We start from the raw sequence: 26903 nt of genomic DNA, 5'->3' as shown, positions 1-26903 counted from the left end.
ATGTCGACTGTAAATGGAGTAAATTTGTATGGTTCCCTGGAAGATTTTAAGGCTAGGGCAAAATCCACCAGTAACAGTGAAATGACAACGGAGGGATTTTTCAGGCTTTTGGCAGCACAGCTTCAAAATCAGGACATGTCAAACCCAATGGATAACTCGGAGATGATGACTCAGATGACTCAGATCGCCATGATGCAGGCTATGAATAACTTCTCCACTGCAATGGGAGATTTTGCCCAGGTCAATACAATCAATTATGGAACATCCATGATGGGAAAAGAAGTTATGGTTGGAGTCCAGGAGAAGAACGGATCAATTAAAAAAATCACGGGAACTGTGACGAGAGTCGATATTTTTGGCGGAGTTCCGACTCTTTACATCGATGACGATAATAAGACAGGCTATCCGGTTTCCAGTATTATGTCTATTTATGAAAAAGGGCATAAACCTCCGGAAGAAACAGATGAGACAGAAAAGGAAGATGGAGTTAAGGATCCAGACACAGATAATAATACTGATGGAGCCAAGGAGCCTGATGCGGGTAATAATGTCGATGGAGCCGAGGATCCGGATAAAGATAATAAAACCGATGCCAGTACTGATTAGAATGCGGAAGGTGATGATTAATGCTAGGCAAAATAAATCAGCATGAGGAATTAAGGCAGTTAAAGCTGCGGAATGCGGCCGCAATATCAAAACCGGCAGGCAGCTTTAATGAGATCCTTCAAAGCAGGATTGACAAAAAGGAGGAACTCCAGTTTTCCCGCCATGCTGCAGAGAGGGTAAATCAGCGCGGAATTGAAATGTCGGATTCATTTTTACAGGATTTGCAGTCTGCAGTGGAAAAAGCCCGTATAAAAGGTGCAAAAGACGTGGTGATTATCAGTGACAGGGGAGCATTTATTGTCAATGTGCCCAATAATACTGTGGTAACAACCATGTCAGGAAATGAAATGAAAGAAAATATTTTCACCAATATTGATAGCGCCGTCCTATTATAGCTGGACCATTTATGGAGGCTTTTCCTGTGTGTCCGATTGACAGCAGGAGGAAGGCGTAAAAAACAAAGGAGAATAAAAACTATGGTCAAATCAATGTTTGCCGGTGTGGCAGGTCTTAGGACTCACCAGGCCAAAATGGATGTTATCGGTAATAATATAGCTAACGTGAATACATGGGGATTTAAGGCGGGCACTATGTCCTTTAAAGATACTATGTACATGAACACGTCATCTAGCTCAAAAGGCAGTACAGCTGCCGGCGGCTATGGAGGAACCAACGCCAATCAGGTAGGATATGGTGTAACTACCGGAAGCATCACATATGATTTCTCAATGGGAAGCCCGTCGCCTTCTTCCAGAGGGCTTGACTGCTATATTGACGGTACAGGATTTTATATTGTAGGTCCAATGGTTGGAGACGGAGAGGGTTTTTCCCTTGAGGATTCAGATGTCATTTCCTCCAAAGGTCTGTCTCTTTCCAGAGTAGGGCAATTTACTGTGGATAATCAGGGTTATCTGGTTGATGATTCAGGAAATTATGTATATGGATTTTCAAATAGCAGCAGCGATTTATCCAGCAGCGATAGTTTTGATACCACATCATTAAAACCACTGAGGATTCCCATGGAATCAGATATGGCAACGATAGGTAATAAGACTGCAGCGGAGAAGGTAAATGAGGCAAGAAAAGCTCTTGAGGAAGCACGAGCAAACTTAAGCAAATTGAATTTGGATTTGGGAAAAGCAAGAGAAGAATATATTGCGGCAGATAAGGCGTATGGGGATAAGAGTACATCGCTGGATATTAAAACATTAACGACAAATCGTGATGATGCTAAGACAGCCATGGAAAAGGCTTATGCGGAATGGCTTGATGGTAAAAATGATCCGGCACATTCTGATGATCTGAAGAATGCTTATGACACGGCAAGAACGGTTTATGAAAAAGCAGTATATAAACTGATTGAAGGCCAGGCGGAACTACGCGCACCAAAGGCACTGGCGGATAATGCTTCAAAGATGCCTGGCGTTTGGGATGCCTATGAAGCAGCTCTTGCTACTTATAATGCCAGCGGTACAACAACAGATAAGGAAGCATTGGATGCGGCAAGAAAAGCGTTGGATGAACTTCAGGCGGCTTTAAGCAAAATTGAACCTGATTCTCTTGAGGGCAAACGGGACACCGCCAACCAGGCTGTAAAGAAGGCTGAAGCAATGGTGAAAACAGCCGAAAATGGAGTAACAAATGCCGAAAAGACTCTTGAAACAGCTCAGAAAGATTCTACCAGTACGGAGGTGGGCAATGCTGGTGCAAATGATGAGCTTGCCAGGCTGACCAACTATGCAGTCCAGCAGGACGGTACCTTAGTCGGTAGTTCCGAGAATGGCGCTACAGTTATCATCGGTAAGATTGCCTTAGCAGGTGTTCAGAATGTCAACGGTCTGGAAAAAACAACAGGCTATTATTATGTCCCAGGCAGTAACGCTGGCAACATAAGCATTTATGAAGCCGGTGGCGTCCAGGGCCGAATCATGGGAAATTATCTGGAAATGGCAAAGGTGGACCTTGCGACTGAGATGACAGATATGATCACTACACAGAGAGGATTCCAGGCCAACTCTAAAATCATTACAGTTACAGATCAGATGCTTGAAGAACTGGTTAATATTAAGCGGTAATAAACTTACGTAGATTCAGGGAGGCGGTGACTGCCGCTTCCCTATATGAGAGGAGTTGAGCCATGATTTGTCTTACAAGGCTGAATGATGAGGAATTTGTAATCAATTGCAATCAGATTGAGCGGATTGAAACCATACCGGAGTCAAATGTAATAATGGTTAATGGAAAACATTATGTGGTAAAAGAAAGTGTTGATGAGATCATTGACCGGGTGATTGAATTCCACGCTCAAATATATGCGCGTGCGCAGAAAAAGAACGTTTAATCCAGGTACTGCCTGGAATATAGGAGGTTACTTATGGATGTATCATTGATCGTTGGCTGGGTGCTGGGAATCGTATTGATTATCTACGGAATCGGTGCAGATAAGCTGGTGAATTTCTTGGACATGCCCAGTGTTATCATCGTTGTGGGAGGCACTGTGGCAGCATTGATAGCCAGCTTTCCGTTTAAGACCCTGGCACAGATTCCAAAACACATCGGAATTATGATCAGCTCCAACCGGTATAATTCGGAAGCCGTTATTCATACCCTGGTGGATATGGCGAAAACGGCTAGAAAAAAGGGACTTTTAGTTCTGGAAGAGCAGGCTGCTACCATCAAGGATCCTTTTCTGAAACAAAGCGTGATGCTAATTGTAGATGCCATGGATGCGGAGAAAATCAGGGAGATGCTGGAAAGCGAAGTGGCAGCTATGATAGACCGTCATGAGCAGGATGTCAGCATCTATGACAGGGGATCAGGAGTGGCTCCGGCCTTCGGTATGATTGGTACGCTGGTAGGATTGGTTAACATGTTAAAAAGTATGGATATGTCTGGAAACGGATCAAACAGCCTTGGTGCTGATATGTCTGTGGCTTTGATTACCACATTTTACGGCTGTATTCTGGCTCATTTACTGTTCAATCCTATGGGCAAGAAGCTTCGTATCCGGAATGAGGAAGAAGTCTTATATAAGCAGATTATTATTGAAGGTGTTTTGTCCATTCAGGCAGGAGATAATCCTAAGTACCTGGAGGAAAAGCTGTTATCTTACCTGTCTCAGAAGCAGCAGGGAAAAATCACAATGAAAAAGCCCGTTAGTGAAGGAAGCGTAAATACCGACTAATTAGATTGCGAAAGAGGAACGCCCGGGGGGCATGCCTTGATGCCAAAAGAACATGGGTAGGAAAGTGAAAAACAGGTGGTTGTATGATTAAGAGAAATAAGCAGCCGGAGGAATCTGGAAGCTGGATGGATACATATGGGGACATGGTTACTTTGCTGCTGTGTTTTTTCGTTCTTCTGTATTCCATGTCGTCCATGGATCAGAGCAAATGGAAGAAATTAGTTCAGAGCTTTAATCCCAGTGCTCTTGAAAGCATTGAGTCCAATATCAACGATAGCGAGGGGGAATTCCGTGGGGACCCGGCAAAAGAAGAGGTCACGGATTTTGACGCATTGTATACGGCTCTGAAACATGTGGTTCAAGAGAGAGGAATGCAGGATTCCGTAGAAATTACCCGCGGAGACGGTTTTACGTTTATTTCATTCCGCGACAAAGTGTTTTTTGATGGGGACAGTTCTGTGCTCCGTCAGGAGGGAAAGGACGTCCTTGAGCAGTTTGCCTCTGCTATGACGCAGGTGGACTCTTCCATAAAAGAAGTACAGGTATTGGGTCACACCTCTCAGGGAGATCCAGACAGGCCAAACAATATCCGCAATGACAGGATGCTTTCTGCACAGCGTTCCGCAGAGGTTGTTATTTTTCTCCAAAGCAGACATGCTGTTTCACCGGAAAAACTGGTGGGTACCAGCTATGGTCAGTTCCGTCCCGTTGCGCCTTTTGATACGGAAGATGGGAGGGCGCAGAACCGCCGCGTGGAAATATTGATAACCAAGAATGATACGGTAGAAAAATCCCTGGAAGAATATTACAACCAGATATATCAGGATTATCAGAACGTGCCGGGCAATTAAAAAATGAAGCGGGAGTGAAACAAATGGCTGAAGTATTATCCCAAAATCAAATTGATGCACTGCTCAATTCCCTTCAGGGAACAAATGAGCTGAGCCAGGAGATTGAAAGAAAAGAAGATGAATTAAAATATAGGAAATATGATTTTTACAGTCCGAAAAAATTTACTAAGGACAAGCTTAAAGTTTTAGGCAGTATATTCGACAATTATTCCAGGATCGCAGGTTCCCAGATAAATAGTCTGTTTCGAACTTCCAGTGAACTGTCAGTCGTTACGGTAGAGGAACAGCGGTATTATGAATTCAGTAACGCCCTCAGTGATAATGATGTCCTTACCCTTGTCAATGTGACTTTGCCGGATCATTCCAAGAACCCGCCTCTATTAATCAATGCAAGCATGCCATTAATGCTTAGCTTAATCGACCGCATGCTGGGGGGCTTGGGGAAGGAAACCAATGTTGGGCTGTCCTATGCCTATACGGAAATAGAGATGGCTTTATACCGCAGAGTAATCCAATATGTGATAGCGCCATTAAAGGATTCCTGGTCAAGTTACATTAATCTTAACTTTGAGCTGGAGAGGTTGGAAGAAAACCCAAGCATGTTTCAGGAAATCGGTGTGGATGAAACCATAGTAATCATCGTTATAGATGTGGAAATGGAAGGTTGCTCTGGGAGACTAAGTCTCTGTATCCCAGGAAATCTCCTGATGAATACATTCAGTATTATAGATAAGCGAAGAGCCAGTGCTATGGGAGATGAAGAAAACAGTCAGGATACTAAACTTGAAATCCTAAACAACATCAGGGCCACTGACTTAATGGTTCGTGCTAAAGTAGGAGAGTCTGTCATTACTCTGGACGATGTTTATAATCTTCATGTGGGAGACGTCATCAATTTAGGTACGCCTAAGGAATCCGACATCAAGCTGTATGTGGAAGACCAGCCGTGGTTTAAGGGACAGCTGGGTGTTCACAAAAGGAATACTGCAGTTCGGATTGATAGTCTTGTAGAAGAAGGAAATTACCAGGCTGGTGAAAACTGAGTCAGGGATTATATAAAGAATTAAAGATAATAAAGGAGATGCAAAAGAATGGCGAAAATATTATTAGTAGATGATGCGGCATTTATGAGAATGATGATTAAGGATACGTTGTCTAAAAACGGATACACCGATTTATACGAGGCGTCTGACGGAGCTCAGGCTGTACAGATGTTTTCTGAAATCACTCCGGATCTTGTAATTATGGACATTACAATGCCTAACATGGATGGTCTGGAAGCATTAAAATTAATAAAAGCGAAATCCCCGGATGCAGCGGTTGTTATGTGCTCTGCCATGGGACAGGAGAGCATGGTAATCGAAGCGATCAAATCAGGAGCCAAGGATTTTATTGTAAAGCCCTTTAAACCGGACAGAATTCTTAAAACTGTTACAGGCATTATCGGTTAGTTTTACCGTAGAGGAGGGGTCAAATGTCATTTTTAAGTTCCATGAATATTAGTGCGTCGGCAATGACCGCCCAGCGGCTTCGACTGGATATTGCATCGGAGAACATTGCTAATATTGATACAACGAGGACGGAAGCAGGCGGGCCATACCAGAGAAAAATGGTAGTACTTGAATCCAGGAATGAAAATAACTTCCGAAGAATTATGATGAATGCAGCCGGCATAAGCAGGCAGCAGAGCACAGGCGGCGTCAGGGTTTCACAGATCGTGCAAGACACCAGTCCCTATAAGTCCGTTTACAATCCGGATCATCCGGATGCGGATGAAAACGGCTATGTGCAGATGCCAAATGTGGATTTGCTAAAAGAAACAGTAGACAGTATGTCTGCATACCGGTCCTATGAGGCCAACATAACAGCATTTAATGCCATAAAGATGATGGCCTCCAAGGCATTGGAAATTGGAAAGTAACGCGTGACTTGGCATAGAGGGCTAATGAGTATAAAGGGAGAAAAGTTGTATGGATTCAAAGAATTTTAGCGCATTTGAAATTGATGCCATAGGTGAAATACTGAATATAAGCCTTGGTGCCTCGGCCACTGCAGTATCTACCATGCTCAATGCCAGAGTTGACATTACCACACCGGTGGTAAAGGTTTTGTCAAAGGAAGAATTTGAAATTTCTAACCTGGAGCCGGCAGTAGGGGTGGAGATTACATATATTGCAGGACTTAGCGGAAGCAACATTATGCTTTTGAAGAGGCATGATGTAAAAGTGATTGTAGATATGCTCATGGGCATGGAAACACCAGAGGAAGAGTTTGAATTAAATGAACTGAACATCAGCGCCATCTGTGAAGTTATGAATCAGATGATGGGGGCTTCTGCAACGGCACTTTCCGAGTTTTTAGGCAAGGTAGTTAATATATCGACACCCAGTTCTTTTGAGATCGGAGATGTGGATGATTTCAAGGAAAAGTATTATGACAATGATGAATACATGGTGGTTGTCGGTTTTACTTTAAAAATTGCGGACCAGTTGGAAAGTGAATTTATTAACGTAATGTCTCCTGATCTTGCAAAAGAACTGGTTAGAGGATTTTTACCTCAGGAAATGCTGGAACCTATTCCGGAACCAGTACAAATTACGAAACCAGAGCAAATTCCGGAGCCAGTACAAATTCCGGAACCAGTCATAGAGACGAAAACGGAATTAAGGGAACCGGCTTCAGGCGGAATCTTATCTCAGGAAGAGATTGAAAAGTTGTTGTCAGGCAGCTTTGGAGGCGAAGAGCCAATAAATGCTGAACAGCCTGCTGACAGAGAGACGGCTGGGGGAAGTCAGGAAATACCGCAGATGACAGGAGATAACCAGATGGCAGTACAGCAGATGATGGATCAAATACAGACGCAGCAGCAGATGATGAGTCAAATGCAGCAGATGATATCACAACTGCAAAGCGAACAGCAAAATATGAGAAAAACAGGGTCTCCGGAACCTAAGACCATAAATGTGAAACCTATTCCTCAAAATAGTTTAAAAGACGGAGACGTTCGGTTTGAGGAGCAGGAGGAAAACCGGGAACTGATTATGGGAGTGCCCCTTGAGGTGTCTGTTGAAATTGGCAGAACCAGAAAGCTGGTAAAGGAGATTCTTGAATTTACCAAAGGGTCCCTTGTTATCCTTGACAAGCTGGCAGGTGAACAAGTTGATTTATATGTAAATGGCCGCTGCATTGCGAAAGGCGATGTTGTGGTTGTAGATGATAACTTTGGCATCCGTATTACAGAGATTACTAAAAAGAATGGAGAATAGAGAGGAAGTGGCTGCATTTGAATAGCGTGATTAGTCTGTTTTCTGCGCTGCTCCTTACCGTTGTAATTCTGTATTTGAGTTATGTATTTACCAGAAGCCTTGGAAAAGGAGTCGGGCTAAAGCGGGGAGGAACCTGTATGCAGATGTTGGACAGGCTTCCCCTGGGGCAGGATAAAGCAGTAGCGATCGTACGTGTAGGGAATCACTATTATCTTATCGGCATAGCTTCTTCTCAGATAACCCTTCTTTCTGAACTTTCGGAGGAAGACATACCGGAGGGTGGGTCTGCCCAGACCCAATTTACAGGTGCAGAAGGGTATGAAAGCTTTAAAAAGTTATTAAAAAAATATACAGACAGACACAGGGATGATGTGTAAGGAGGAACCATGAATACAGATGCCTTGATTAATATTAATGGCGGCCGGGTGCCGACTCTGGAGCTTTTCCTCATTTTGACCATCATTTCCCTGCTGCCATCGATCCTGGTGATGATGACTTCCTTTACAAGGATTATCATTGTCTTATCTTTTACCAGAAATGCCTTGGGAGTTCAGCAGAGTCCTCCCAATATGGTGCTGGTCGGAATTGCATTATTTCTGACACTGTTTATTATGGACCCGGTGTTAAAGGATGTGAACACCAATGCTTACCAACCTTACGTCAGGGAAGAGATAAACCAGCAGGAGGCACTTAACCGGGCGACGGTTCCCATGAAACGGTTTATGCTCAAACAGACGAAGACGGACACTTTGAATGTGTTTATAGATTTGTCCAAGACCGATAAGCCGGAAAACATTGAGGAACTTCCTATGACAGTAGTGATTCCATCTTTTATGACCTCAGAGCTGGAGCGGGCCTTTACGGCGGGATTTATGATTTATCTGCCGTTTTTACTGGTTGATATCATTGTGTCCAGCACTTTGATGTCCATGGGTATGGTCATGCTGCCGCCGGCGATGATTTCCCTTCCATTTAAATTATTGTTGTTTGTAACAGTTAATGGCTGGGAGTTGCTGTTTTCTAATTTGGTTAACAGCTTCCATTACTGACAGGACTTTCAACCTAGAATTAGCAAACAGCGTGCCCCGCTTGATCGGGCATCAACTGGATATGCAAGCATATCCGCTTGATTCATCAGGAGGTAAAATATGACGGATGTAGCAGTGAACAGCCTAATGTATGAGTTGTTCGGATTGGTGGTTAAAATGGCTGGTCCCGTGCTGATCGTCAGCATGGTCATCGGTATCATTATTTCCATAATACAGGCAGCAACCCAGATCCATGAACAAACCATTACCTTTGTTCCGAAGCTGATTGTAATTGGCCTGATGCTTTTGATGATGGGTGATCATATGATGACTACACTCAGTGATTTTACCATCAATATTTTTAATACCATGCTCAGATGAGAGGAGCAGGACACACCTTCCGGGTGTTCCGTGATGTCCAAAAGACATGGTCAGAGAAGAGGAAAGGAAGATTTAGATGCCGGAAATAGGACAGATGATGCTGTTTTCCCTTATTTTTATGAGAATGTCAGGTTTTATTCTTTTGAACCCTATTTGGGGCAGAAGAAATGTTCCGGCACAGGTCAAGGGCGGCATGATCATGGTATTTACGCTGCTTATTTATTCTTTTTCCTCGGCCCAGGTGCCCGAGCCTGTGAATTCCATTGAATTTGCAGTGCTTCTTTTAAAAGAATTTGCTGTAGGGTTTGCCATTGGCTTTGTCATGGAATTATTTCTTATGGTCATAACTTTTGCGGGGACAATTATGGATTTTCAGATGGGATTATCCATGGCAATGATCTATGATCCTCAGACCAACGCTCAGATTGCTCTTACGGGAACGCTTTATCAGGCGTATTTTATTCTGTTGTTCTTCGCTGTGGATGGCCATCTGGCACTGTTTCGGCTTCTTATAAAGTCAGCAGAAATAGTTCCTTACGGGCAGGCCGTGTTGGGAAGCCGTGCGGCGAGGGCAATACTGGAAATTTTCATTCAGTGTATTACTATGGCTGTAAAGTTCGCATTTCCTTTAATTGCCATTGAATTTTTAACTGAGATTGCAGTCGGGGTCTTAATGAAAATAATACCTCAAATTAATGTGTTTGTTGTGAACATACAGGCTAAGATCGCAATTGGTCTCATTATGCTGATTTTTCTGTTTTCTCCTATGACGGATTATGTAGGCGGTGTGATAAGCCAGATGCTTTTAACAGTTCAGGATATAATCAGACTTTTATAAATGCAAAGGATGTGATGAACGGCAATGCAAGATCCTTCAAAAACCGAAAAGGCCTCACCGAAAAAACGGCGGGATGAACGAAAAAAGGGTCATGTTGCCATCAGTAAGGATGTAATTATGATAGCTTCCTTACTTGGAACCTTCGTGCTGCTGAAAATGTTATTTCCTTTTATGTATCGGACCATACGGGATTATATGATTAAATATTTAAGCCTGGCTCCCGGGGTGGAGAATTTGTCTGATTATTCCGCCGGTATTTTTGCAGATACAGCGTGGGCGGTTTTAAAAGCAGCTCTCCCTATTCTTTTGGCAGGTATTGTACTGGCTGTACTGGGAACCGGGGTACAAACAAGATTTTTGATTACAAAAAGTAATTTAGCCCCTAAGTTTAGCCGGTTAAATCCTATACAGGGGATAAAAAATATTATATCTCTAAAAAGTCTGATAGAACTATTGAAAAATTTGCTGAAGATTACCATACTTGGAATCATTCTGTATCAAATCATTAAAGGTGATTTAACGCCAATAGCAAGAACCATTGATATGGACTTAAAAGATTCTTCTGTGTATGTGCTGAGTGCCATTATGGATATGGTCTTCAGGGTTTCTCTTATCTTCCTGGCCGTTGCTGGTTTTGATTTTTTTTATCAGCGGTGGGATTATGAACGCCAGATCAGAATGTCAAAGCAGGAACTAAAAGAGGAATTCAAGCAGACCGAAGGAAATCCTGAAATTAAGGGGCGTATCCGAAGCCTCCAAAGAGAGAGGGCCCGTTCCAGGATGATGCAGTCGGTCCCTGAAGCGGACGTGATCATACGTAACCCCACCCATTTTGCGGTGGCTCTGCGCTATGACATAGAGAAGGATAATGCTCCCGTTCTTGTGGCCAAGGGTCAGGATGAACTGGCCTTGAGAATTGTGGCTATAGGCGAGGAACATGGGGTATATGTGATTGAAAATAAACCTTTGGCAAGAGGCATTTTTGCCGCCACCCAGGTAGGGAGCGAAATTCCTTCGGAATACTATGGTATGGTCGCTGAAATCCTGGTATATGTATACCGCATGAATAACAAGATCATAGAATAAAAAACAGCAGAGAAACTGAAAGAAATGGTGTAAAAGAATGAAGACATTACTGAAAAATTCTGTAGTAGTATTTGTCATTTTGATCGTACTTCTATTGATTATTCCATTGCCTCCGTTTTTTGTGGACGTAATGATTATTATAAATATTTCCCTTTCCATGATTATCTTACTGATAACCATGAACATAAAAGAACCTTTAGAATTTTCAATCTTTCCAGCCCTGCTTTTGGTGACTACCCTGCTTCGTCTGGGATTGAATGTGTCTTCCACGAGAAATATTTTGTCTAATCAGGGATCCTCGGGACAGGTGATCAAAGCCTTCGGTGATTTCGTTTTACAGGGAAATGTTGTTGTTGGTTTCATCATATTCCTCATTATCGTTCTGGTAAACTTCCTGGTTATTACAAAGGGAACGGAACGTGTATCAGAAGTTGCGGCCAGGTTTACCTTAGACGCCATGCCCGGTAAACAGATGGCCATTGACGCTGATTTAAGCTCCGGTCTGATCAATGAGCAGGAAGCAAAGCTGAGACGGTATAAGGTTCAGAAAGAAGCAGATTTTTATGGAGCCATGGATGGTGCCACGAAGTTTGTAAAGGGAGATGCTATCATGTCCCTGATCACCACTGCCATTAACTTTATTGGCGGTGCCATTATCGGCATGGTGCAATCAAATCTGGAGTTTGGACAGGTGATGTCCATTTATTCTATCGCCACGGTAGGAGATGGACTTGTTTCCCAGGTTCCGGCTCTTCTGATCGCTACGGCCACCGGAATGGTGGTAACCAGAGCCGTATCGGAAGGCACATTAAATGACGACATATCGGGTCAGTTTATGGCCCAGCCCAGGGCTATTATGCTTACTGGTTTTGTAATGATCGTATTAATGCTGGTACCTGGAATGCCTAAGATTCAGTTGGCTGTTATGGCAGCTGTGCTTATTATAGCCGGTTATCAGTTAGGGAATAAGGTTCGTCAGTCAGCCTCCGGCCTTCCGGAAACGGCGTTAGCCATGGCCGCGCCTGAAGAAGCAGCACAGGGGGGTTCCGACGAAGAGTCCTACTACCGGGATGTGAACAATGTTTACGCTCTTATTAACGTAGAACCTATTGAGATGGAATTTGGCTATAGTCTGATTCCGCTGATCGATGAGAGCAGCGGTGGAAAGATGATTAACCGGATCGTTATTTTCAGAAGACAGTATGCTCAGGACATGGGACTTGTCATTCCCTCTGTCAGGCTTAGGGACAGTTCCAGTTTAAATACAAATCAGTATGTCATAAAGATCAGGGGTGAAGAGGTATCCAGGGGAGAAATACTGGTAGATTATTATCTGGCATTGGAACCCCCCTCTATTTCAGGTGAAGTAGACGGAATTGAAACGGTGGAGCCGGCTTATGGCATTCCCAGTAAATGGATCAGGCCTGAAAACAAGGAAATGGCGGAAATTTACGGCTATACCGTTATTGATCCACTTTCTGTTATGCTGACTCATTTATCAGAGACCATCAGGCAGCACGCTTATGAGCTGTTAGGACGGCAGGAAGTTATGCAGTTGCTGGAAAACGTGAAGAAACACTCTCCGGAGCTGGTGGACGAACTATTCCCGAACCAGTTTACATATGGCAGCATTCAGAAAATTCTCATTAACCTTTTGAAGGAAGGGGTTCCAGTCAAAGACATGGAAACGATTCTGGCAACCATAGCAGATTCTCTTCCAACCACCAGGGATATGGATGTGATTACAGAAAACATCAGAATTGCTTTAAAGAGGACCATAACCAGAATGTTCTGCGAAGGAGGACAGATGAAGGTACTCACCCTGGATGCAGAGCTGGAGAAAAATATTATAGGCAGTATGGCAAAAGGAGAACAGGGCATCTATCTTGCCCTCAGCCCGGATGTGATGCAGTCTGTGATCGGACAGGTGGGAGAACAAATGAAGAAATTTGCGGATTTAGAGCAGAAGCCGGTGATTCTTACAAGCCAGGTTGTAAGGCTTTATTTCTACCGATTGATCGAGCAGTTTTATCCCAATGCATATGTCCTTTCCTTTAATGAGATTGCAAATAATATTCAGATTCAGGCAATCGGGAATATTACCCTTTGACCGGATTTTGTTACAGAAAGGCAGTGTTAGTCGGAATGGAACAGGATTTAAGCCAATATACCAATGAAGATTTATTAATTAAATACAAGCGAACAAAAGACATCAGGGTCAAGCATGAACTTGTGATGCGGTATATAAATATGGTCAGGAACATATCACTCCAGATGCGAGACGTATATTTAAGCTTTGCACAGGTGGAGGATATTGTCAATGAAGGCGTATTAACGATTATGAATGGAATCGAAAAGTTTGATCCGGAATTAAATGTTAAGTTTGAAACTTATATCTCCAAGCGGATTCGCGGAATGGTTATTGATATGGCGAGAAAGCAGGACTGGATTCCCAGAAGCGTAAGAAAAAATGCTAAGATCATGGACAATGCGGTCGTAGAATTGTGTAACCGTCTGGGGCGTTTTCCTACTTCACAGGAAACGGCGGATTACATGGACATCACCATGGAAAAATACCAGGAAACTTTAGGCAAGACTAATGTTTACAGCATCATTTCCCTGGACATGGTCCTGGAGGCGGGAAGTGAAGAGAAAAAGTCAATGCAGCTTCCGTCAATGAACGAACATGACCAGCCTGAGAATCATTATCTCCAGAAGGAATTTAAGGAAATTTTGGTTTCTGCCATAAATGATTTAAAAGAAAATGAACAAAAGGTTATTTCATTGTACTATATGGACGAATTAAATATGAGGGAGATTGCACAGATCATGAAAGTCAGTGAGCCAAGGATCTCCCAGATTCATTCCAATGCGCTTCAAAAGCTCAGATTGAATCTGACTAATTTCATAAATGAGTAGTAGGAAGGGAGAAAAGAAATGTTTCAAGGATTCTACAATCTGGCATCAGGAATGCTGTATCAGACCAGGAACTTAAATGTAATCGGAAATAATATGGTCAATAGTGCAACACCGGGGTTTAAGCCTGACCGCATGGTCAGCACCACGTTTCGGGATGAAATGCTTTACCGGAGCGGAAATCGTGACAAAAGCAATCCTGTTCAGATTGGGTCCGTATCAATGATACGTGCTTCCAGGAGCACAGTGACCAGCCATAATCAGGGAGCTGTGGAGGAAACTGGAGGAAACCTGGATTTTGCTTTGACAAAACCAGGATTCTTTGCCATACAGGATGCCACAGGAAATCAGGTTTATACCAGAAACGGTTCTTTTACGATTGATGAAGAAGGATACCTTACCTCACCTTCCCGGGGCAGGGTGCTTGGGGAAGATGGAACCCCCATTGAGCTTCCTTCAGACCATATTACAGTGGATCCGTTAGGTAATATTTATGAAATGCCAATAAAAGGACTGAAAAACGGAGAGGACGACGGGAATACAGAGGAACAGGAACCAGTCCTCTTAGGAAAAATCCGTGTTGTGGACTTTGATGATTACTCCCAGCTTGTAAAGGGAGATAACGGTATCTTTACCACGACAGCAGCCGGGAATGGAGTGGATGGAGGAATCCAGTGGAAGTCACTGGAACGGTCCAATATTGACCCTATTGATGAGATGACTCAGATGATCACCAGCCAAAGGGCAACTCAAAGTGCTGCCCAGGTACTTCGGATATATGACCAGCTCATGGGCAAGGTATCCACTGAGATAGGCAGAGTATAAGGGGGAAGAGTAGATGAACCAGTCTTTTTATATTGGAGCTTTGGGAGCTTTAAATCAGCAGACAAAGCTTAATGTGGTATCCAATAATATTGCTAATGTAAATACAACAGGCTTTAAACCTCAATACAGTGTGTTTTCAGATCTGATATATGCCCAGACAAGGAGTTCTCAGGGCGGCAGTGCGGCGCAGACAGGCAGCGGAACCAGGGTAGACCTTTTAAAGTCCGATATGACTGCTATGCCTTATAAGGAAACGGGACTTGAGAACGACCACGCCATAGAGGGAGAAGGCTTTTTCATGTTAAAAGACCCGGTTACAGGGGCCATTACCTATTCCAGGGACGGACACTTTCAGCTTTCCATGATGGGAGACAATTATTATCTGGTTAATTCTTCAGGAAAGAGAGTTTTAAACATGGACCAGCAAGAAATCACCTATCCTGTCAAGCCGGCTGTTTATCCCGGATCAGAAGAGGAAATTGAGGAAGAGGAAGAAGAGCTGGAAGAAGATGAGCATGATCCAAAAGCCATAGGTGTTTATACCTTTGCAAGAAGAGACGGAATTTCCGATATAGGAAATAATGAATACACGGTAACAGATAAAAACGGAGCTCCCATTCTGCTTGAAAATGCAAAAGTGATAAAAGGTGCCGAGGAGGTGTCAGGCACGGATTTTGCCCAGGAAATGACAAGAATGATGGAGGCCCAGAGAGCTTATTCTTACTCTCTAAAAATGGTGCAGACTTCTGATGAGATTGAAACAACCATAAATACACTTCGGCAAAGTTGAGAATAGCCGGTAAGGAAGGAGGGTGATATCATGAAGATAACACGTTACGATGAAATGAGCGGATTAGGGCTTGACTTAATCCGGGAGATAGGCAGCATAGGCACAGGCAATTCCGCTACTGCACTTTCCTCCATGCTGGGAAAGACCGTGCGCATGACTCTTCCGGATGTACAGATTCTCGATTATAACGATGCCATTAAATTCTTGGGAGACCCGGAAGAAATTGTGGCGGCTATATTGGTTAAGATGTCTGGAGAAATCAACGGACTAATGCTGTTTGTCCTGAAGCTGGATTTTATCAACCAGGTCTTATCCAGTCTTATGCAGGAGGAAATTGAAGACTATTACCAGTTAAATGTTTTGGAAACCTCAGCACTTGAAGAGGTGGGAAATATTATCATATCTTCTTACGTCAATGCCATTTCCTCCCTCAGTGACGTCTCCATTAGTTTGTCTGTTCCTGATACAGCGATCAATATGCTGGGCGGAATATTAAGCGTGCCAATGGTGGAGTTTGGCTATCAGACGGATAAAATGATGATGATCAGCGGTCAGTTTATCATAGGGGGCAAGGTGCTCCATAGTGATCTACTTATGATGCCGGAGATTCAATCATTGAACTTTTTAATGGAAAAGCTGGGGATAATCAATGGATAAAAATCTGACGGTTGGAATCGCAGACATGAAGTTTGCCAGGCAGGAGGGAATTTTAATTACCTATGCCCTTGGTTCCTGCATTGGGATTAGTTTGTATGACCCAATGATTAAGCTGGGAGCTTTGGTACATATAATGCTTCCGGAGGTATTCGGTTCAGGTGATGGGAATATATTTAAGTACGCAGATACCGGACTGGCTGAAACGCTGCGCAAGATAGAGATCATGGGAGCGAGAAAGCCCAGATTGATTGCTAAGATTGCCGGAGGAGCCAAGATGTTTGAATTACAGGGAAACAGTACTCTTGGTAATATCGGCGCCCGTAATATTATCAGCGTGAAACAGATTCTTCGCTCAGAGGGGATCCGTCTTGTGGCTGAGGATGTGGGAGAAAACTACGCACGGACCATGACCTTTGATGTCAGTACGGGAGGAGTCAGAATAAGGACTTACGGTAGAGCGGAAATTGATTTGTAAACATTATGAACCGGAGGAATTATGCCGATATTTTATTAGGCAGATGTTTTTGCCGGATTATATTGAGATAAAGGAGAAGAAGTATGGCAGAAACAGAGATTTTGTTAGAGTCAGGTACCAATGAGATCGAAATAATGGAATTTACCATTTATGGTGAATTGTATGGCATCAACGTGGCAAAAGTACGTGAAATCATGATGTCAGATAAAGTAAAGCCCATTCCCCATGCTCACCCTTCTGTGGAGGGAATATTCAAGCCCAGAGATATCCTTCTCACTGTAATTGACCTTCCCCACTATCTGACAGGAAGCAAAACAGAACAGCAGCCAAAAGATTTATTCATTATTACTAACTTTAATAAGCTGCATATTGCGTTCCGGGTTCACAGCGTAGTGGGAATAAGCCGCATTTCATGGAAGGATATACAGAAGCCGGACAATACCATCAGCCGGGGGGAGGAAGGAGTGGCGACAGGCATTGCCCAGTGCGGAAAGGATTTGGTTACAATCCTGGATTTCGAAAAAATCGTAGCGGAAATTGCTCCGGAAACAGGGATTCAGTTGAATGAGATTAACAAATTTGAAGACAGGGAAAAAGATGGAAGCCCCATTCTGATTGCAGAAGATTCCATATTGTTAACCAGGATGATAGAAGCTTCGCTTAGGAAGGCAGGCTACCATAACCTGACTTTTAAAAACAACGGACAGGAAGCATGGGACTACTTAAATCAGATTCGGGATGATTCGGACTTTGCTAATAAATTAAGCCTGATTATTACAGATATCGAAATGCCGGAAATGGATGGTCACCATCTGACAAAGCTGGTGAAGGACGATAAAGCGTTACAACACATTCCGATTGTTATTTTTTCATCAATGATCAATCAGGAATTAATGATCAAAGGAAAGAAGCTGGGCGCAGATGAGCAGTTGTCCAAACCGGAAATCGGACATCTGGTGGAAGTGATTGACCATTTGCTTCAAAGGAGGTAAAACAATGGATAGATATGTCACCCGGCAGCCTATTAAGGCACTTAAGGAGGACAGGATCATTGGCTACGAGGTGCTGTTTCAAAAGGATTATGACGCCCTCTATAATAGTACCGATGTGGCGGCGGCAGATACCATAGCAGGTTTTCTTATGCAGAACACGGAAAGGATTTTCCAGGATAAACTTACATTTGTAACATTTACTCCTTCTTTATTGTTCCGGAATATGCCGAAAATTTTTGATAAGGAAAAATTAATTATTCAAATTGAAGATCATGTGATGATCCATCCCTTATCGCCCGCTATCATCAAAAGATACCGCACGGAAGGTTATATATTTGCAATCAATGATTTCCAGTTTTCTCCCAAGTATTTTACCATGCTGGATTATGTTACCTACATAAAAGTGGATATCAGCAATAAGCACGAAGGAAGAGAACGGGTTTCCTTAAATAATCTTATCAACACCATGAAAGGCTTTGATAAGAAATGTATCGCAACCGGTGTTAATACCAAAGAGGATTATGAGCTTGCCATGGAAGTCGGCGCCGACTATGCAGAAGGCAGTTATGTCGCGGAAGCTATGGCAAAGAAAGTAAAACGAATGGAATTCCTGGAAGGGAACTTCTTCCAGCTTGTTGTGGAAGTATCGAAAGATGAACCGGATATTGAACAGATCGAAACGGTTATAAGCCATGACGCGGCATTAAGTTACGCTCTACTTAAAATTGTAAATTCTGCTTATTTTGCTCTGCGCAGACGAGTGTCTTCCATCCGCCAGGCTCTGGTTACCATGGGAATCAGTCAGTTAAAGCAATGGGTATACCTTTTAAGCTTTAACAATGATTTTGAAAGTGATGAGTCCCGTGAGGCCATGCTGAAGCTGTCCTTTCTTCGGGCTAATTATGCTATGGTCCTTTCTGACCACATCAAGGACCTGCCCATTATCCGATCAGAGGTTTATATGATGGGAATGTTCTCGACCTTGCAGTACATGATTGATGCGCCATTGGAAGAAATTCTTGAAGAAGTACCTGTGGCCCAGGAGATCAAGGATGCGCTGCTTAAGCAGGAAGGAATATGCGGATCGCTTTATAAACTCATTCTTAGCTATGAAAATGCAGACTGGAAAGCTGTAAAATCTCTATCAAATGAATTAGGTATCCCTTCTTCTCTTCTGGCACAAACCTACATGGATTGTGTAGAAACGGTAAATGAGATATGGGAAGGGGTTGTAAGCAACGTAGACCGGGAAACAGAGAACATAATAAAAGAAGCCCACACCTAATGGTGTGGGTTTTCTTTTACAGCAGAACAGGCTTTGGTCAATTCTACAACTACTTGCTGAGAAAATCGGGTGGAATAAAAGTTTAAAAGAGGAGATGCGGTGGAATTCTCTGCGACTATGTATTTGGGAGGCAGATGGGACAGTGCCAGGGCCGTGACATCTGCAGTGCACCGGTCACAGTTGCAAACATCGAATTTATTCATGTATTCTGATACCGCATTCTTTACGATGTGTTCCATAACATTCAGATATTGAAATGATGGAATCGATATTTCCGGAACATCAGGTTCTGTTTCCTGTTCAAGGGAAGGAGTCTCCGGTTCAGGAGCATCTTCCATCCCTTCTGCCTCCTCTAACTGTTCCCTGATCAATTCTGCCACCGGGTCCGGGGCTGAAGAAGACATGTCTATAATGGAAATAGGAGTTGGAGGAGAAGTCGGCTGATTTGAATCCGTAAGTTCCCTGATTTTTTCCGTAGAATCGGAGGTTTGCCGGGCTGCAAGATTTTCTCTGGCAGCCTCTTCTTTAGAGGATTCAGCCTCTTCTCCTGCTAACAGATTCATTACATGAGCTGTTTTACTGCTTTTTCTGGCCATAATTAAAACTCCCTTCGGGTAATTATTTTTTACGTTGTTTAATCAATTCCAGAACCTCGGAAATCAATTCCTTGTAGTCCTGGGCCGGATTGGATCTTGGAGCATAATCCAGAAGATTTTCTCCCTGGGCAGGGGCTTCCGCCACGCAGACACTGGATCGAATATGGGTATTAAATACCGTAGAGTTGATCTGTAGTGCGATTTTCTGAGCCATTTCCTTTACTTCTTTGGAAAGGAGAGTTCTGGGATTATATTTGTTAAGCAATATTCCAAGGACCACCAGATCCGGATTGACGGAGGAACGGACGGTGTTGATGGTATCTTTAATCTGGGAGACACCCAAAAGGCTTAGAATTTCAGGAACCATGGGGATGATCAGATAGTCAGCAGCCGCATAAGCATTAACAGTAAGAATATTTAATGCAGGAGGAGTATCGATAATGATGTAATCGTAATATCCGGCTACAGTAGAGAGAATATTTTTAAGAATACATTCCCGCTGTTTTCCAGTAAACTCCAGTTCAGCTCCGCTTAACAGGATATTGGAGGCGATTACATCGCAGCGCTTTGTAGACTGGATGGCCTCCTGCAGGGAAGCGGTCCCTTTTAAAACTTCGTAAATGGTTGCGCCGGATTCGATCTGTAGTCCAAGGCTGAAGCCTAAGTTGCCCTGAGGGTCAAGATCCACCGCCAAAACTCTTTTATTATTCATGGCAAGACCGCAGGCAAGAGCACAGGAAGTGGTTGTTTTGCCTACGCCGCCTTTTTGATTTGTAATTGCAATGACTGTTGACAACTTCTATTCCTCCAATCGTAAATTGAAATAAAACTATTATCTTTAGTATACAATATGTCGATAAATAAGTATAGTAAAAACAAGAAAAAAGCTGGATTTTAGAGAATCATGAAGATGTGTATCGTTAGAAAGGAGCTTCAATATGGCATCAGTATACAATAATGTGACTAGTAATAGTTTATCTTCTTCTGTCCGTGGTTATGGCGGCCTTGCCAGCGGCTTAGACCGGGATAGTCTGATTGAAGGTATGACCGCCGCCACAAGAGCGAAGATTGCGAAGCAGCAAAAGAGCAAACAGACCCTGCTGTGGAAACAGGACGCTTACCGCTCCATCAGTTCCAAGCTGGTTGAGTTTTCAAAAAAATATACTTCATATACAAATCCCGCCACTAATCTTTCAAGCCCTAGCTTTTGGGCACAGAGCAATGTTACGGCAGTAGGGACAAACAGCAAGTACGTCCAGGTAACAGGAAGTTCGTCTACTGCAAATTCCGTATCCATTTTAGGAGTGGAGCAGCTAGCTAAAAAGGCCTCTACAGTTTCCGGTGGAGCTGTTTCTGATGGAGTGTTAGAGACAGGAAAGATTGATTTGGATGAGATGAAAACAGTCAATACTTTGGAAGGTCAGTACTTAACCTTTCAGGTTGGTAATAAAACTTATAGTGTTTCATTTAAAAGCGGTACAGATAAGGCTGGCAAGCCGTACGATTATTCCAATGGAGACAATACAGTAGAATCCATCAACAGAGCCTTGGCAGAGGTTTCCATAGGAGAGGGCAGGACTTTGGCAGATGTTCTGAATGCAAGCGGTGAAGTAGACCCTGCAGATGGTTCCTTTACGCTTAATTTTAAATCCGATGATCCAGCAGGTAATGAAGTTCGCCTTGCAGGTGGAAGCAAGGGAGCATTGGAAGCTATTGGCATAAATAGCGGTGAAGAGCTTGTTGAGTTGGGAAAACAGGGTAAGACAGTCATAGATGCTTCAGGAATGTCGACGGATTTAAAAGATAATCAGACTATTTTTAAGGATCTGTCATTTGAAGACAGGATCAATGGGAAAAGTATGAGCTTTACATATAATGGGGTAACAAAATCCATAACGCTAGAGTCCAAAGGCAATTTAAATGATATGGCCAAAGATATCCAGGAAAAGTTGGAAAAAGAATTTGGAACAGGAAGAATTCATGTGGAAGCGACTGCGGCCAACAATGGAAAGCTGGAATTTTATACCGTAAAGCCTGGCGGAGATCCCGATGATCCCGATTATCTTAATAATTATCTGGATTCATCATCTGACTTGGCAATTGCCTATGCTGATGCTGGAGTAACAGGAAAGGATGGAGCCTTAAAAGTAGTAAATGGAGAATCAAATCGTCTGAATTTAAATGTAGCGATTGGAGAATCTGGATTAATTTCTTCAAGTGCTGTGCCAGCTGATGATACTCCTTTAAATATTGTAATCAATGGACACAAGATTGAAGGGCTTACTAACAAAAGTACCTTAAATGAAATCATGAAAAAAATTAATGATTCCGATGCCGGTGTGACGATGAGTTATATGAGAAATGCCGACAAATTTTCCATTGTATCGAAGGGAGAAGGGGCATCCGGAACAATCGAGTTTAATATTGAAGGTACGGATAATGCGAAGCTTTTTGGAGCTATGGCAAATCAGGGTCCTGTTTATGGTCAGGATGCCATCGTGTACGTTAAATATGATGATTCATCGGCTCCAGTCAAACTGACCAGAGGAAGCAACACATTTGATCTGGATGGGTTAAATGTCACAGTAAACGGGACCTTTAATACAACAGGCGCAGACAACCGTGACGAGGCTGTTACCTTTAATGCAAAAACAGATTCCGATAAAATAGCAAAAGCCGTTTCCGATATGATCAAAGACTACAATGATATCATCAAAATGGTCAATGAACAGGTTTCCACAAAACCGAACCGTCAATATGAGCCTTTGACAGATGAACAAAAAGCGGGAATGACGGAAAAGCAGATAGAACAGTGGGAAGCAAAGGCTAAGGAAGGATTGTTGTTCAATGATTCTGACTTAAGAGGTCTGACTGACAGTATGCGCTTTATCTTTGAAGGCGGTTCTGAGAAGAAAGCCCTTTTAGAGTCCTATGGAATTTCAACAAGCAGCAATTATGAGGATAACGGATCGCTTGTATTTGATGAGGTAAAATTCCGTGCAGCCCTTGAGAAATCTGGAGATGACTTGCAGAAGCTATTCACTCAGGGCGAAGATACTCTTACAGGAGATAAGGGCGGCCTTATGACTCGTTTAACCGGGATTACGGAAAAATATGCTGCCACAACAGGTGCGACAAAAGGAATCCTGGTTGAAAAAGCAGGTTCTATTTATGCACCAACCAGTATTCTTTCCAATTCTCTTAAGAAATCAATGGATTCAATCGATAGTACTATTGTGCGCCTCCAGTCCCAGCTTAAGACGGAGACAGATCGGTATATCAAGCAGTTTACTTCTTTGGAGACATTGATTTCCCAAATGAACTCTCAGAGTAGCTGGCTGCAAGGCGCATTCGGTGGTTAATAAAGAATGGCGGTGCAGAATATGAATGCCTATGGTTATCAGAATTACAAAGCTCAGGCGGTGAATACCATGACTCCTGGTGAGATGCTTGGACTCCTGTATGATGAATTGTTAAAACGTCTGACTAAAGCGGAGCTTGCCCTGGAGAAAGAAGATTACACTCTATTTGACCAGTCCATGCAGCGATCCGTTGAAATTGTCAATTATTTAAAAAATACGCTGAATCATAAATATGAAATAAGCTCCGAGTTAAAACGGCTGTATGATTTCTTTCTTTATGAGTTCAGCCGGATTAGTGCAGGAAGAAATCCAAAGGTGATTGCAGAAGTCAGACCCTTGATTGTTGAATTGAGAGATGCCTTTAAAGAAGCGCAGAAGTTAAGCAGTTAAAAAGTGATGCCGGAGGGAAGATTTTCTCTCCGGCTATTTACTATTCAGTTTTATGAATGAGGGAGGATGAATATGGAAGATTCCATGCTGGTTGAAATTCTTAAAGAGATGCAAAAGAAATATATGTCAATTGTTGAAATTGAGCACATTACACGAGAGATGGGAGACGCCCTGTCTCGAAATGACAGGGAATCGGTTCAACTGCTTTTGGGAATGCGCCAGGAGGAAATGAATAAAGCAGATGTATGTACCAGGAATGTAGAATGTCTGATATCCGCTCTGCCACCGGAAAACGGTGGCCAGGTAAGAGAGTGGCTTAACGGTAAGGGAAGCGGGAATCCTGACAGTCCTATAGCTGGGGTGCTAGCGGAGAAGGGAAAGAACATTCAGCTTGCACTGAAGCGGACCATTGAAGCGGACCGGTATATAAGCATACGGCTATCAGGAAAGGACTCTTACTATCAATAAAGAAAAAGGAACCCTGATTTACTTAATTTGGAGGGCCGATCATCCAAAGAGGCCCTCCATTTGAAGCATGATAGTTTAATTCCTTCAATATAAGAGAGGGATCCCAGTCTAATTGACAATTATCGTATTGATTGGCATCAGCAATTTTTATCAGACCCTCTTCCGTAAAGTGGGTAAGGATAATAAAATGCCCATTCTGGGTAAAATGCCCCTTTTTCATAAGGGCTACAATCACATGTCCGGAATTTAATGCATTTTCCAGCCCCTGGACCGTATAATCCTTAACTGGTTCGGCATTCAGGCCATAAGCCAGGGCGCTGTCTAAAATCAGACGGTGATAAGAACCCTGACCGGGCGCCCAGGATTTATTTGCTGCAGCCCAGGCAGCCATATCAGGTGGAAGAACCTGATTACCGGTAAGGCTTGTGACAATCATAGCCATAACAGTAGGGCCACAGCCATAGGTGGCAAGAGAATCCTTTCCTCCATATAGAAAGCCGCCCCACCTTGCATCATTCTGGTTATAGTGGGTAAGAGGGCCGCAAACGCTGTCCAGCATGAGGTCATATCTTCCCTCTTGAGGAAAATCAGCTGCGGCCTCTTCAAGGCCTTCATTTTGATAATAATCTGAAACAACCTCAGTTCCACTTCCTCCCAGGATCGGCTGATTGAAGGAAGAGGAGGCCATAAGAGGAATTACAGTCAGAAACAGAGTTTGAAACAGGATATATTGGATGGTATTCAACACATTCACCTTTTCTATAGTAGTATTATTCATTTCTATTTTATTTATCGAACTGCTGTCTGATAAAGTTAAGATTGCCGTAAAAAAACCGATATATAATATAAGAGGTGATGTTGTTTTTCAGCGATAAATGATATGCTGTCTGCAGGAAACCGTATATTGATTAAAGGTGGAATCGTGAATGAGTAAAGGATACGAAGAACGGTATTTAATGACATTGCTGTCTGCAGTGATGAATCAGAAGGAATCGCCGGCACCGCTGAGGAACTTAAATTGGGAAAAGATGTTCCGGCTTGCTGATTATCATCGTGTGGCTCATGTTGTTTATTACGGAATTATGGGATTAAATGAAGAGATACCTCAGTCTATCCGTCAGCGTTTTTTTGGGAAATATTTAGAATCCGTTCATCGGGTTGAACGTTTACGTTCAACAGAAAGGCAGGTACAGGCTCTTCTTGAAAGGAACGGCATAAACTGCTTTTTTCTAAACTACTCTGATTTTGTTAAATGCTATCCCATTGAAGAAATGTGCTGCAGAGAATTTATAGAGATTGGAACGGAAAAAAAGTATGCCCAGGTTGTCAGAACACTTCTTTGGAATGCGGATTTTGAAGAACGTTATACTGAAATTCGTGGAGAGCTGTACTATCGGGTTCCAGGGAATAAGGTTTTGTGTTTCAACCAAACTATGTTTTTCAGCAGATTAATGCAAAAGTTTTATATCAAACTGCTTCATTCCTTGCCAAATAAAAAGGGCACCAATTATATTCAGGAGATGAATGCCAGTGAGATATATTTATTCCTTATGTGCAAATTGACGGATTCTTATGCAAGAGGGGATATCAGCTTAAGCCAGATCATGGATTTCTGGGTATTTTATAAAAACCAGGGGGAATTCTTCTCATGGCCCTATATATACGAACGTTTAAAGGAACTTAAAATTGATGAGTTTGCGGAACGTCTGGAATATCTCATCCTGCGCTGGTTTGGCACTGGAACTGGAATCGAAAATGTGGAAATATACGATGCTATGGAATCCTACATCTTCAGTAAAGGAACGGAAGGACGTGAAATCAGTGCCCAGTTCCTGCCTTTGATTAAAACGGTTGCCGACTGTTATTCCAGAGACAGGAAAAGAGAAGAAATCCTAAGACTGATAGCGTGGCTGTTTCCGGACCGTGAATATATGGAGACCATATATCCTGCTTTGGAGAACACCAGCATACTTCTCCCTTATTTTTGGCTTATCCGTCTTGGGAGATATTTCGTAAGGCTGATTGGCAACAAATTAGGAGATAAGTTCCGGATCTCTAAAAAGACTGTATTTCTACTCATGTGGAAAAGATATCAGAAAGTAAAAGTGAGAGAAAAAGAAGAAAAAGAAGAAAAAGAAGAAATGGAAGAAAATACAGGAGAAGAAGATATAAGAGAAAAAACAGCGGAAATACCTAAATAACATCAGGTATTACCGCTGTTTTTTGACTGGCTCATCAAATCCTTGATCTTGGAAATAGAATCTTCGTTTAGGCAGGAGGAAGCGGCCTCTTGATTAGCTGAGGCGGCTTCCAATAGCTCTGTGCGAAGAATTGAAATTTCTTTTGGTGCATCAATGGCTAACTTTACCCAATCATTTCCGATTTCAACGATTGAAACAGTTATGTTGTCACCAATCGATAGGGACTGATTATTTTTTCTTTGAAGAATCAGCATGCGAATCCCCCTTTTTTATAAAATCCTTAAGCGGATGACGGAAACGGTAAAGAGGATTATCTAAAATCACCTGTCTGGCTTCCCGGGTTTCTGTATTTACCGCAATGGGAGCCTTTAAGTTTACCGTGCTGCTCTCCATTGGATCATGAATTACGCTGATAACATAATAAGAAACCTTATCTTCGCCATCTGATGCTTTAAGAAGTTTCTGATCCTCCTGAGATAATTCCGGTTCGTATTTTTCATAAAACTGGAATGGATTCATAAGAATAAACGAAACGCTTAAATCATCTATGGACTGCAGACAAATTAAAGCATCGCTATTCTCCTGAAAGGCCAGAGGAACATAATTTTTCAAGTCAGCAAAACCAAACAGCCCATCAGAAAAATGTATAAATTCTTTTTCTGAGCAGGAAATCTTTCCAAAATATTGTGTACTAATTTCCATAAAT

General features: G+C 42.7%; 32 protein-coding genes. 27 read left to right on the top strand and 5 right to left on the bottom strand.

The genetic code is table 11. The annotated features are described in order from the left end of the window. From BMX69_RS15735 to BMX69_RS15625, 23 genes are all read left to right on the top strand, one after another. On the top strand, positions 1 to 606 hold the full coding sequence (locus tag BMX69_RS15735) for a flagellar hook assembly protein FlgD (RefSeq protein ID WP_054790116.1): 606 nt from the start codon (positions 1 to 3) through the stop codon (positions 604 to 606). Between the two features lie 20 nt (positions 607 to 626). Continuing rightward, positions 627 to 1001 (top strand): TIGR02530 family flagellar biosynthesis protein, encoded by a 375-nt coding sequence (locus BMX69_RS15730; RefSeq protein ID WP_054790117.1) that lies wholly within the window; start codon positions 627 to 629, stop codon positions 999 to 1001. 81 nt (positions 1002 to 1082) lie between these two features. Next, complete coding sequence (locus tag BMX69_RS15725; RefSeq protein WP_100042859.1) at positions 1083 to 2681, top strand: flagellar hook-basal body complex protein; 1599 nt, start codon at positions 1083 to 1085, stop codon at positions 2679 to 2681. A 62-nt stretch (positions 2682 to 2743) separates the two neighbouring features. Next, positions 2744 to 2947: a flagellar FlbD family protein gene (locus tag BMX69_RS15720; protein WP_054790119.1), complete on the top strand. Its 204-nt coding sequence runs from the start codon at positions 2744 to 2746 to the stop codon at positions 2945 to 2947. Positions 2948 to 2980: 33 nt separating this feature from the next. Beyond that, positions 2981 to 3790 carry a motility protein A gene (locus BMX69_RS15715; RefSeq protein ID WP_100042858.1) on the top strand — a complete coding sequence of 270 codons (810 nt, stop codon included), beginning with the start codon at positions 2981 to 2983 and terminating at the stop codon, positions 3788 to 3790. Positions 3791 to 3873: 83 nt separating this feature from the next. Beyond that, positions 3874 to 4641, top strand: coding sequence for an OmpA/MotB family protein (locus tag BMX69_RS15710; RefSeq protein ID WP_100042857.1), 768 nt, complete (start codon positions 3874 to 3876; stop codon positions 4639 to 4641). 23 nt (positions 4642 to 4664) lie between these two features. Beyond that, positions 4665 to 5684, top strand: a complete 1020-nt coding sequence (locus tag BMX69_RS15705) for a flagellar motor switch protein FliM (protein WP_100042856.1) — start codon at positions 4665 to 4667, stop codon at positions 5682 to 5684. 48 nt (positions 5685 to 5732) lie between these two features. Next, positions 5733 to 6092, top strand: a complete 360-nt coding sequence (locus BMX69_RS15700; protein ID WP_054790120.1) for a response regulator — start codon at positions 5733 to 5735, stop codon at positions 6090 to 6092. Positions 6093 to 6115: 23 nt separating this feature from the next. Further along, complete coding sequence (flgC, locus tag BMX69_RS15695; protein ID WP_054790121.1) at positions 6116 to 6562, top strand: flagellar basal body rod protein FlgC; 447 nt, start codon at positions 6116 to 6118, stop codon at positions 6560 to 6562. A gap of 49 nt (positions 6563 to 6611) precedes the next feature. Next, the gene (fliN, locus tag BMX69_RS15690) at positions 6612 to 7907 is read left to right on the top strand and encodes a flagellar motor switch protein FliN (protein ID WP_054790122.1); all 1296 of its coding nucleotides are present in this window, start codon (positions 6612 to 6614) and stop codon (positions 7905 to 7907) included. Between the two features lie 26 nt (positions 7908 to 7933). Beyond that, a complete protein-coding gene (locus tag BMX69_RS15685; RefSeq protein WP_242941442.1) occupies positions 7934 to 8284 on the top strand; it encodes a flagellar biosynthetic protein FliO in 351 nt (116 codons plus the stop codon). Positions 8285 to 8293: 9 nt separating this feature from the next. Beyond that, entirely contained in the window at positions 8294 to 8956 is a 663-nt protein-coding gene (fliP, locus tag BMX69_RS15680) for a flagellar type III secretion system pore protein FliP (protein ID WP_054790124.1), read from the top strand. Positions 8957 to 9055: 99 nt separating this feature from the next. Then, positions 9056 to 9316, top strand: a complete 261-nt coding sequence (locus BMX69_RS15675; RefSeq protein ID WP_054790125.1) for a flagellar biosynthetic protein FliQ — start codon at positions 9056 to 9058, stop codon at positions 9314 to 9316. A gap of 76 nt (positions 9317 to 9392) precedes the next feature. Next, on the top strand, positions 9393 to 10154 hold the full coding sequence (gene fliR / locus BMX69_RS15670; RefSeq protein WP_100042854.1) for a flagellar biosynthetic protein FliR: 762 nt from the start codon (positions 9393 to 9395) through the stop codon (positions 10152 to 10154). Positions 10155 to 10178: 24 nt separating this feature from the next. Next, entirely contained in the window at positions 10179 to 11240 is a 1062-nt protein-coding gene (gene flhB, locus BMX69_RS15665) for a flagellar biosynthesis protein FlhB (RefSeq protein ID WP_100042853.1), read from the top strand. Positions 11241 to 11277: 37 nt separating this feature from the next. Beyond that, positions 11278 to 13350 carry a flagellar biosynthesis protein FlhA gene (gene flhA, locus BMX69_RS15660; RefSeq protein ID WP_100042852.1) on the top strand — a complete coding sequence of 691 codons (2073 nt, stop codon included), beginning with the start codon at positions 11278 to 11280 and terminating at the stop codon, positions 13348 to 13350. A gap of 23 nt (positions 13351 to 13373) precedes the next feature. Then, positions 13374 to 14159 (top strand): sigma-70 family RNA polymerase sigma factor, encoded by a 786-nt coding sequence (locus BMX69_RS15655; RefSeq protein WP_330387446.1) that lies wholly within the window; start codon positions 13374 to 13376, stop codon positions 14157 to 14159. 18 nt (positions 14160 to 14177) lie between these two features. Then, positions 14178 to 14981: a flagellar hook-basal body protein gene (locus tag BMX69_RS15650; RefSeq protein ID WP_054790126.1), complete on the top strand. Its 804-nt coding sequence runs from the start codon at positions 14178 to 14180 to the stop codon at positions 14979 to 14981. Positions 14982 to 14994: 13 nt separating this feature from the next. Continuing rightward, entirely contained in the window at positions 14995 to 15771 is a 777-nt protein-coding gene (locus BMX69_RS15645) for a flagellar hook-basal body protein (protein ID WP_054790127.1), read from the top strand. 30 nt (positions 15772 to 15801) lie between these two features. Then, on the top strand, positions 15802 to 16428 hold the full coding sequence (locus tag BMX69_RS15640; protein WP_054790128.1) for a chemotaxis protein CheC: 627 nt from the start codon (positions 15802 to 15804) through the stop codon (positions 16426 to 16428). Beyond that, the gene (locus BMX69_RS15635; protein ID WP_038283827.1) at positions 16421 to 16903 is read left to right on the top strand and encodes a chemotaxis protein CheD; all 483 of its coding nucleotides are present in this window, start codon (positions 16421 to 16423) and stop codon (positions 16901 to 16903) included. Before BMX69_RS15640 ends, BMX69_RS15635 begins: the two co-directional genes overlap by 8 nt. Positions 16904 to 16986: 83 nt before the next feature. After that, entirely contained in the window at positions 16987 to 17895 is a 909-nt protein-coding gene (locus BMX69_RS15630) for a chemotaxis protein (protein ID WP_054790129.1), read from the top strand. 4 nt (positions 17896 to 17899) lie between these two features. Further along, positions 17900 to 19180, top strand: a complete 1281-nt coding sequence (locus BMX69_RS15625) for an EAL and HDOD domain-containing protein (RefSeq protein WP_054790130.1) — start codon at positions 17900 to 17902, stop codon at positions 19178 to 19180. Here BMX69_RS15625 and BMX69_RS24165 read toward each other — a convergent pair. Both BMX69_RS24165 and BMX69_RS15615 read right to left on the bottom strand, forming a co-directional pair. Continuing rightward, complete coding sequence (locus BMX69_RS24165; protein ID WP_115639901.1) at positions 19177 to 19776, bottom strand: late competence development ComFB family protein; 600 nt, start codon at positions 19774 to 19776, stop codon at positions 19177 to 19179. The two genes, BMX69_RS15625 and BMX69_RS24165, sit on opposite strands and share 4 nt — an antisense overlap. A 22-nt stretch (positions 19777 to 19798) precedes the next feature. Continuing rightward, positions 19799 to 20572, bottom strand: coding sequence for a ParA family protein (locus BMX69_RS15615; protein WP_054790133.1), 774 nt, complete (start codon positions 20570 to 20572; stop codon positions 19799 to 19801). Between the two features lie 142 nt (positions 20573 to 20714). Between BMX69_RS15615 and fliD the strand changes: the two genes are divergently transcribed. The 3 genes from fliD (at position 20715) to BMX69_RS15600 (ending at position 23996) form a co-directional block, all read left to right on the top strand. Next, entirely contained in the window at positions 20715 to 23138 is a 2424-nt protein-coding gene (gene fliD, locus BMX69_RS15610; RefSeq protein ID WP_100042851.1) for a flagellar filament capping protein FliD, read from the top strand. Positions 23139 to 23144: 6 nt separating this feature from the next. After that, complete coding sequence (gene fliS, locus BMX69_RS15605) at positions 23145 to 23528, top strand: flagellar export chaperone FliS (RefSeq protein ID WP_330387445.1); 384 nt, start codon at positions 23145 to 23147, stop codon at positions 23526 to 23528. Positions 23529 to 23600: 72 nt separating this feature from the next. Next, on the top strand, positions 23601 to 23996 hold the full coding sequence (locus BMX69_RS15600) for a hypothetical protein (RefSeq protein WP_054790137.1): 396 nt from the start codon (positions 23601 to 23603) through the stop codon (positions 23994 to 23996). Positions 23997 to 24018: 22 nt separating this feature from the next. Here the strand turns inward: BMX69_RS15600 and BMX69_RS15595 are convergent, their stop codons facing one another. Then, the gene (locus BMX69_RS15595; protein WP_100042850.1) at positions 24019 to 24774 is read right to left on the bottom strand and encodes a C39 family peptidase; all 756 of its coding nucleotides are present in this window, start codon (positions 24772 to 24774) and stop codon (positions 24019 to 24021) included. A gap of 148 nt (positions 24775 to 24922) precedes the next feature. Between BMX69_RS15595 and BMX69_RS15590 the strand changes: the two genes are divergently transcribed. Continuing rightward, positions 24923 to 26197 (top strand): nucleotidyltransferase domain-containing protein, encoded by a 1275-nt coding sequence (locus BMX69_RS15590; protein WP_100042849.1) that lies wholly within the window; start codon positions 24923 to 24925, stop codon positions 26195 to 26197. A gap of 2 nt (positions 26198 to 26199) precedes the next feature. Here the strand turns inward: BMX69_RS15590 and csrA are convergent, their stop codons facing one another. After that, a complete protein-coding gene (gene csrA / locus BMX69_RS15585) occupies positions 26200 to 26451 on the bottom strand; it encodes a carbon storage regulator CsrA (RefSeq protein ID WP_100042848.1) in 252 nt (83 codons plus the stop codon). Continuing rightward, a complete protein-coding gene (fliW, locus tag BMX69_RS15580) occupies positions 26426 to 26899 on the bottom strand; it encodes a flagellar assembly protein FliW (protein ID WP_100042847.1) in 474 nt (157 codons plus the stop codon). Before fliW ends, csrA begins: the two co-directional genes overlap by 26 nt. Positions 26900 to 26903: the final 4 nt, after the last annotated feature.

It is taken from the genome of Lacrimispora sphenoides JCM 1415 (assembly GCF_900105615.1).
GTDB classification, from domain to species: domain Bacteria; phylum Bacillota; class Clostridia; order Lachnospirales; family Lachnospiraceae; genus Lacrimispora; species Lacrimispora sphenoides.
Note: the sequence above shows the minus strand (reverse complement) of the source record. Positions and strands in the feature narration are given on the sequence as shown.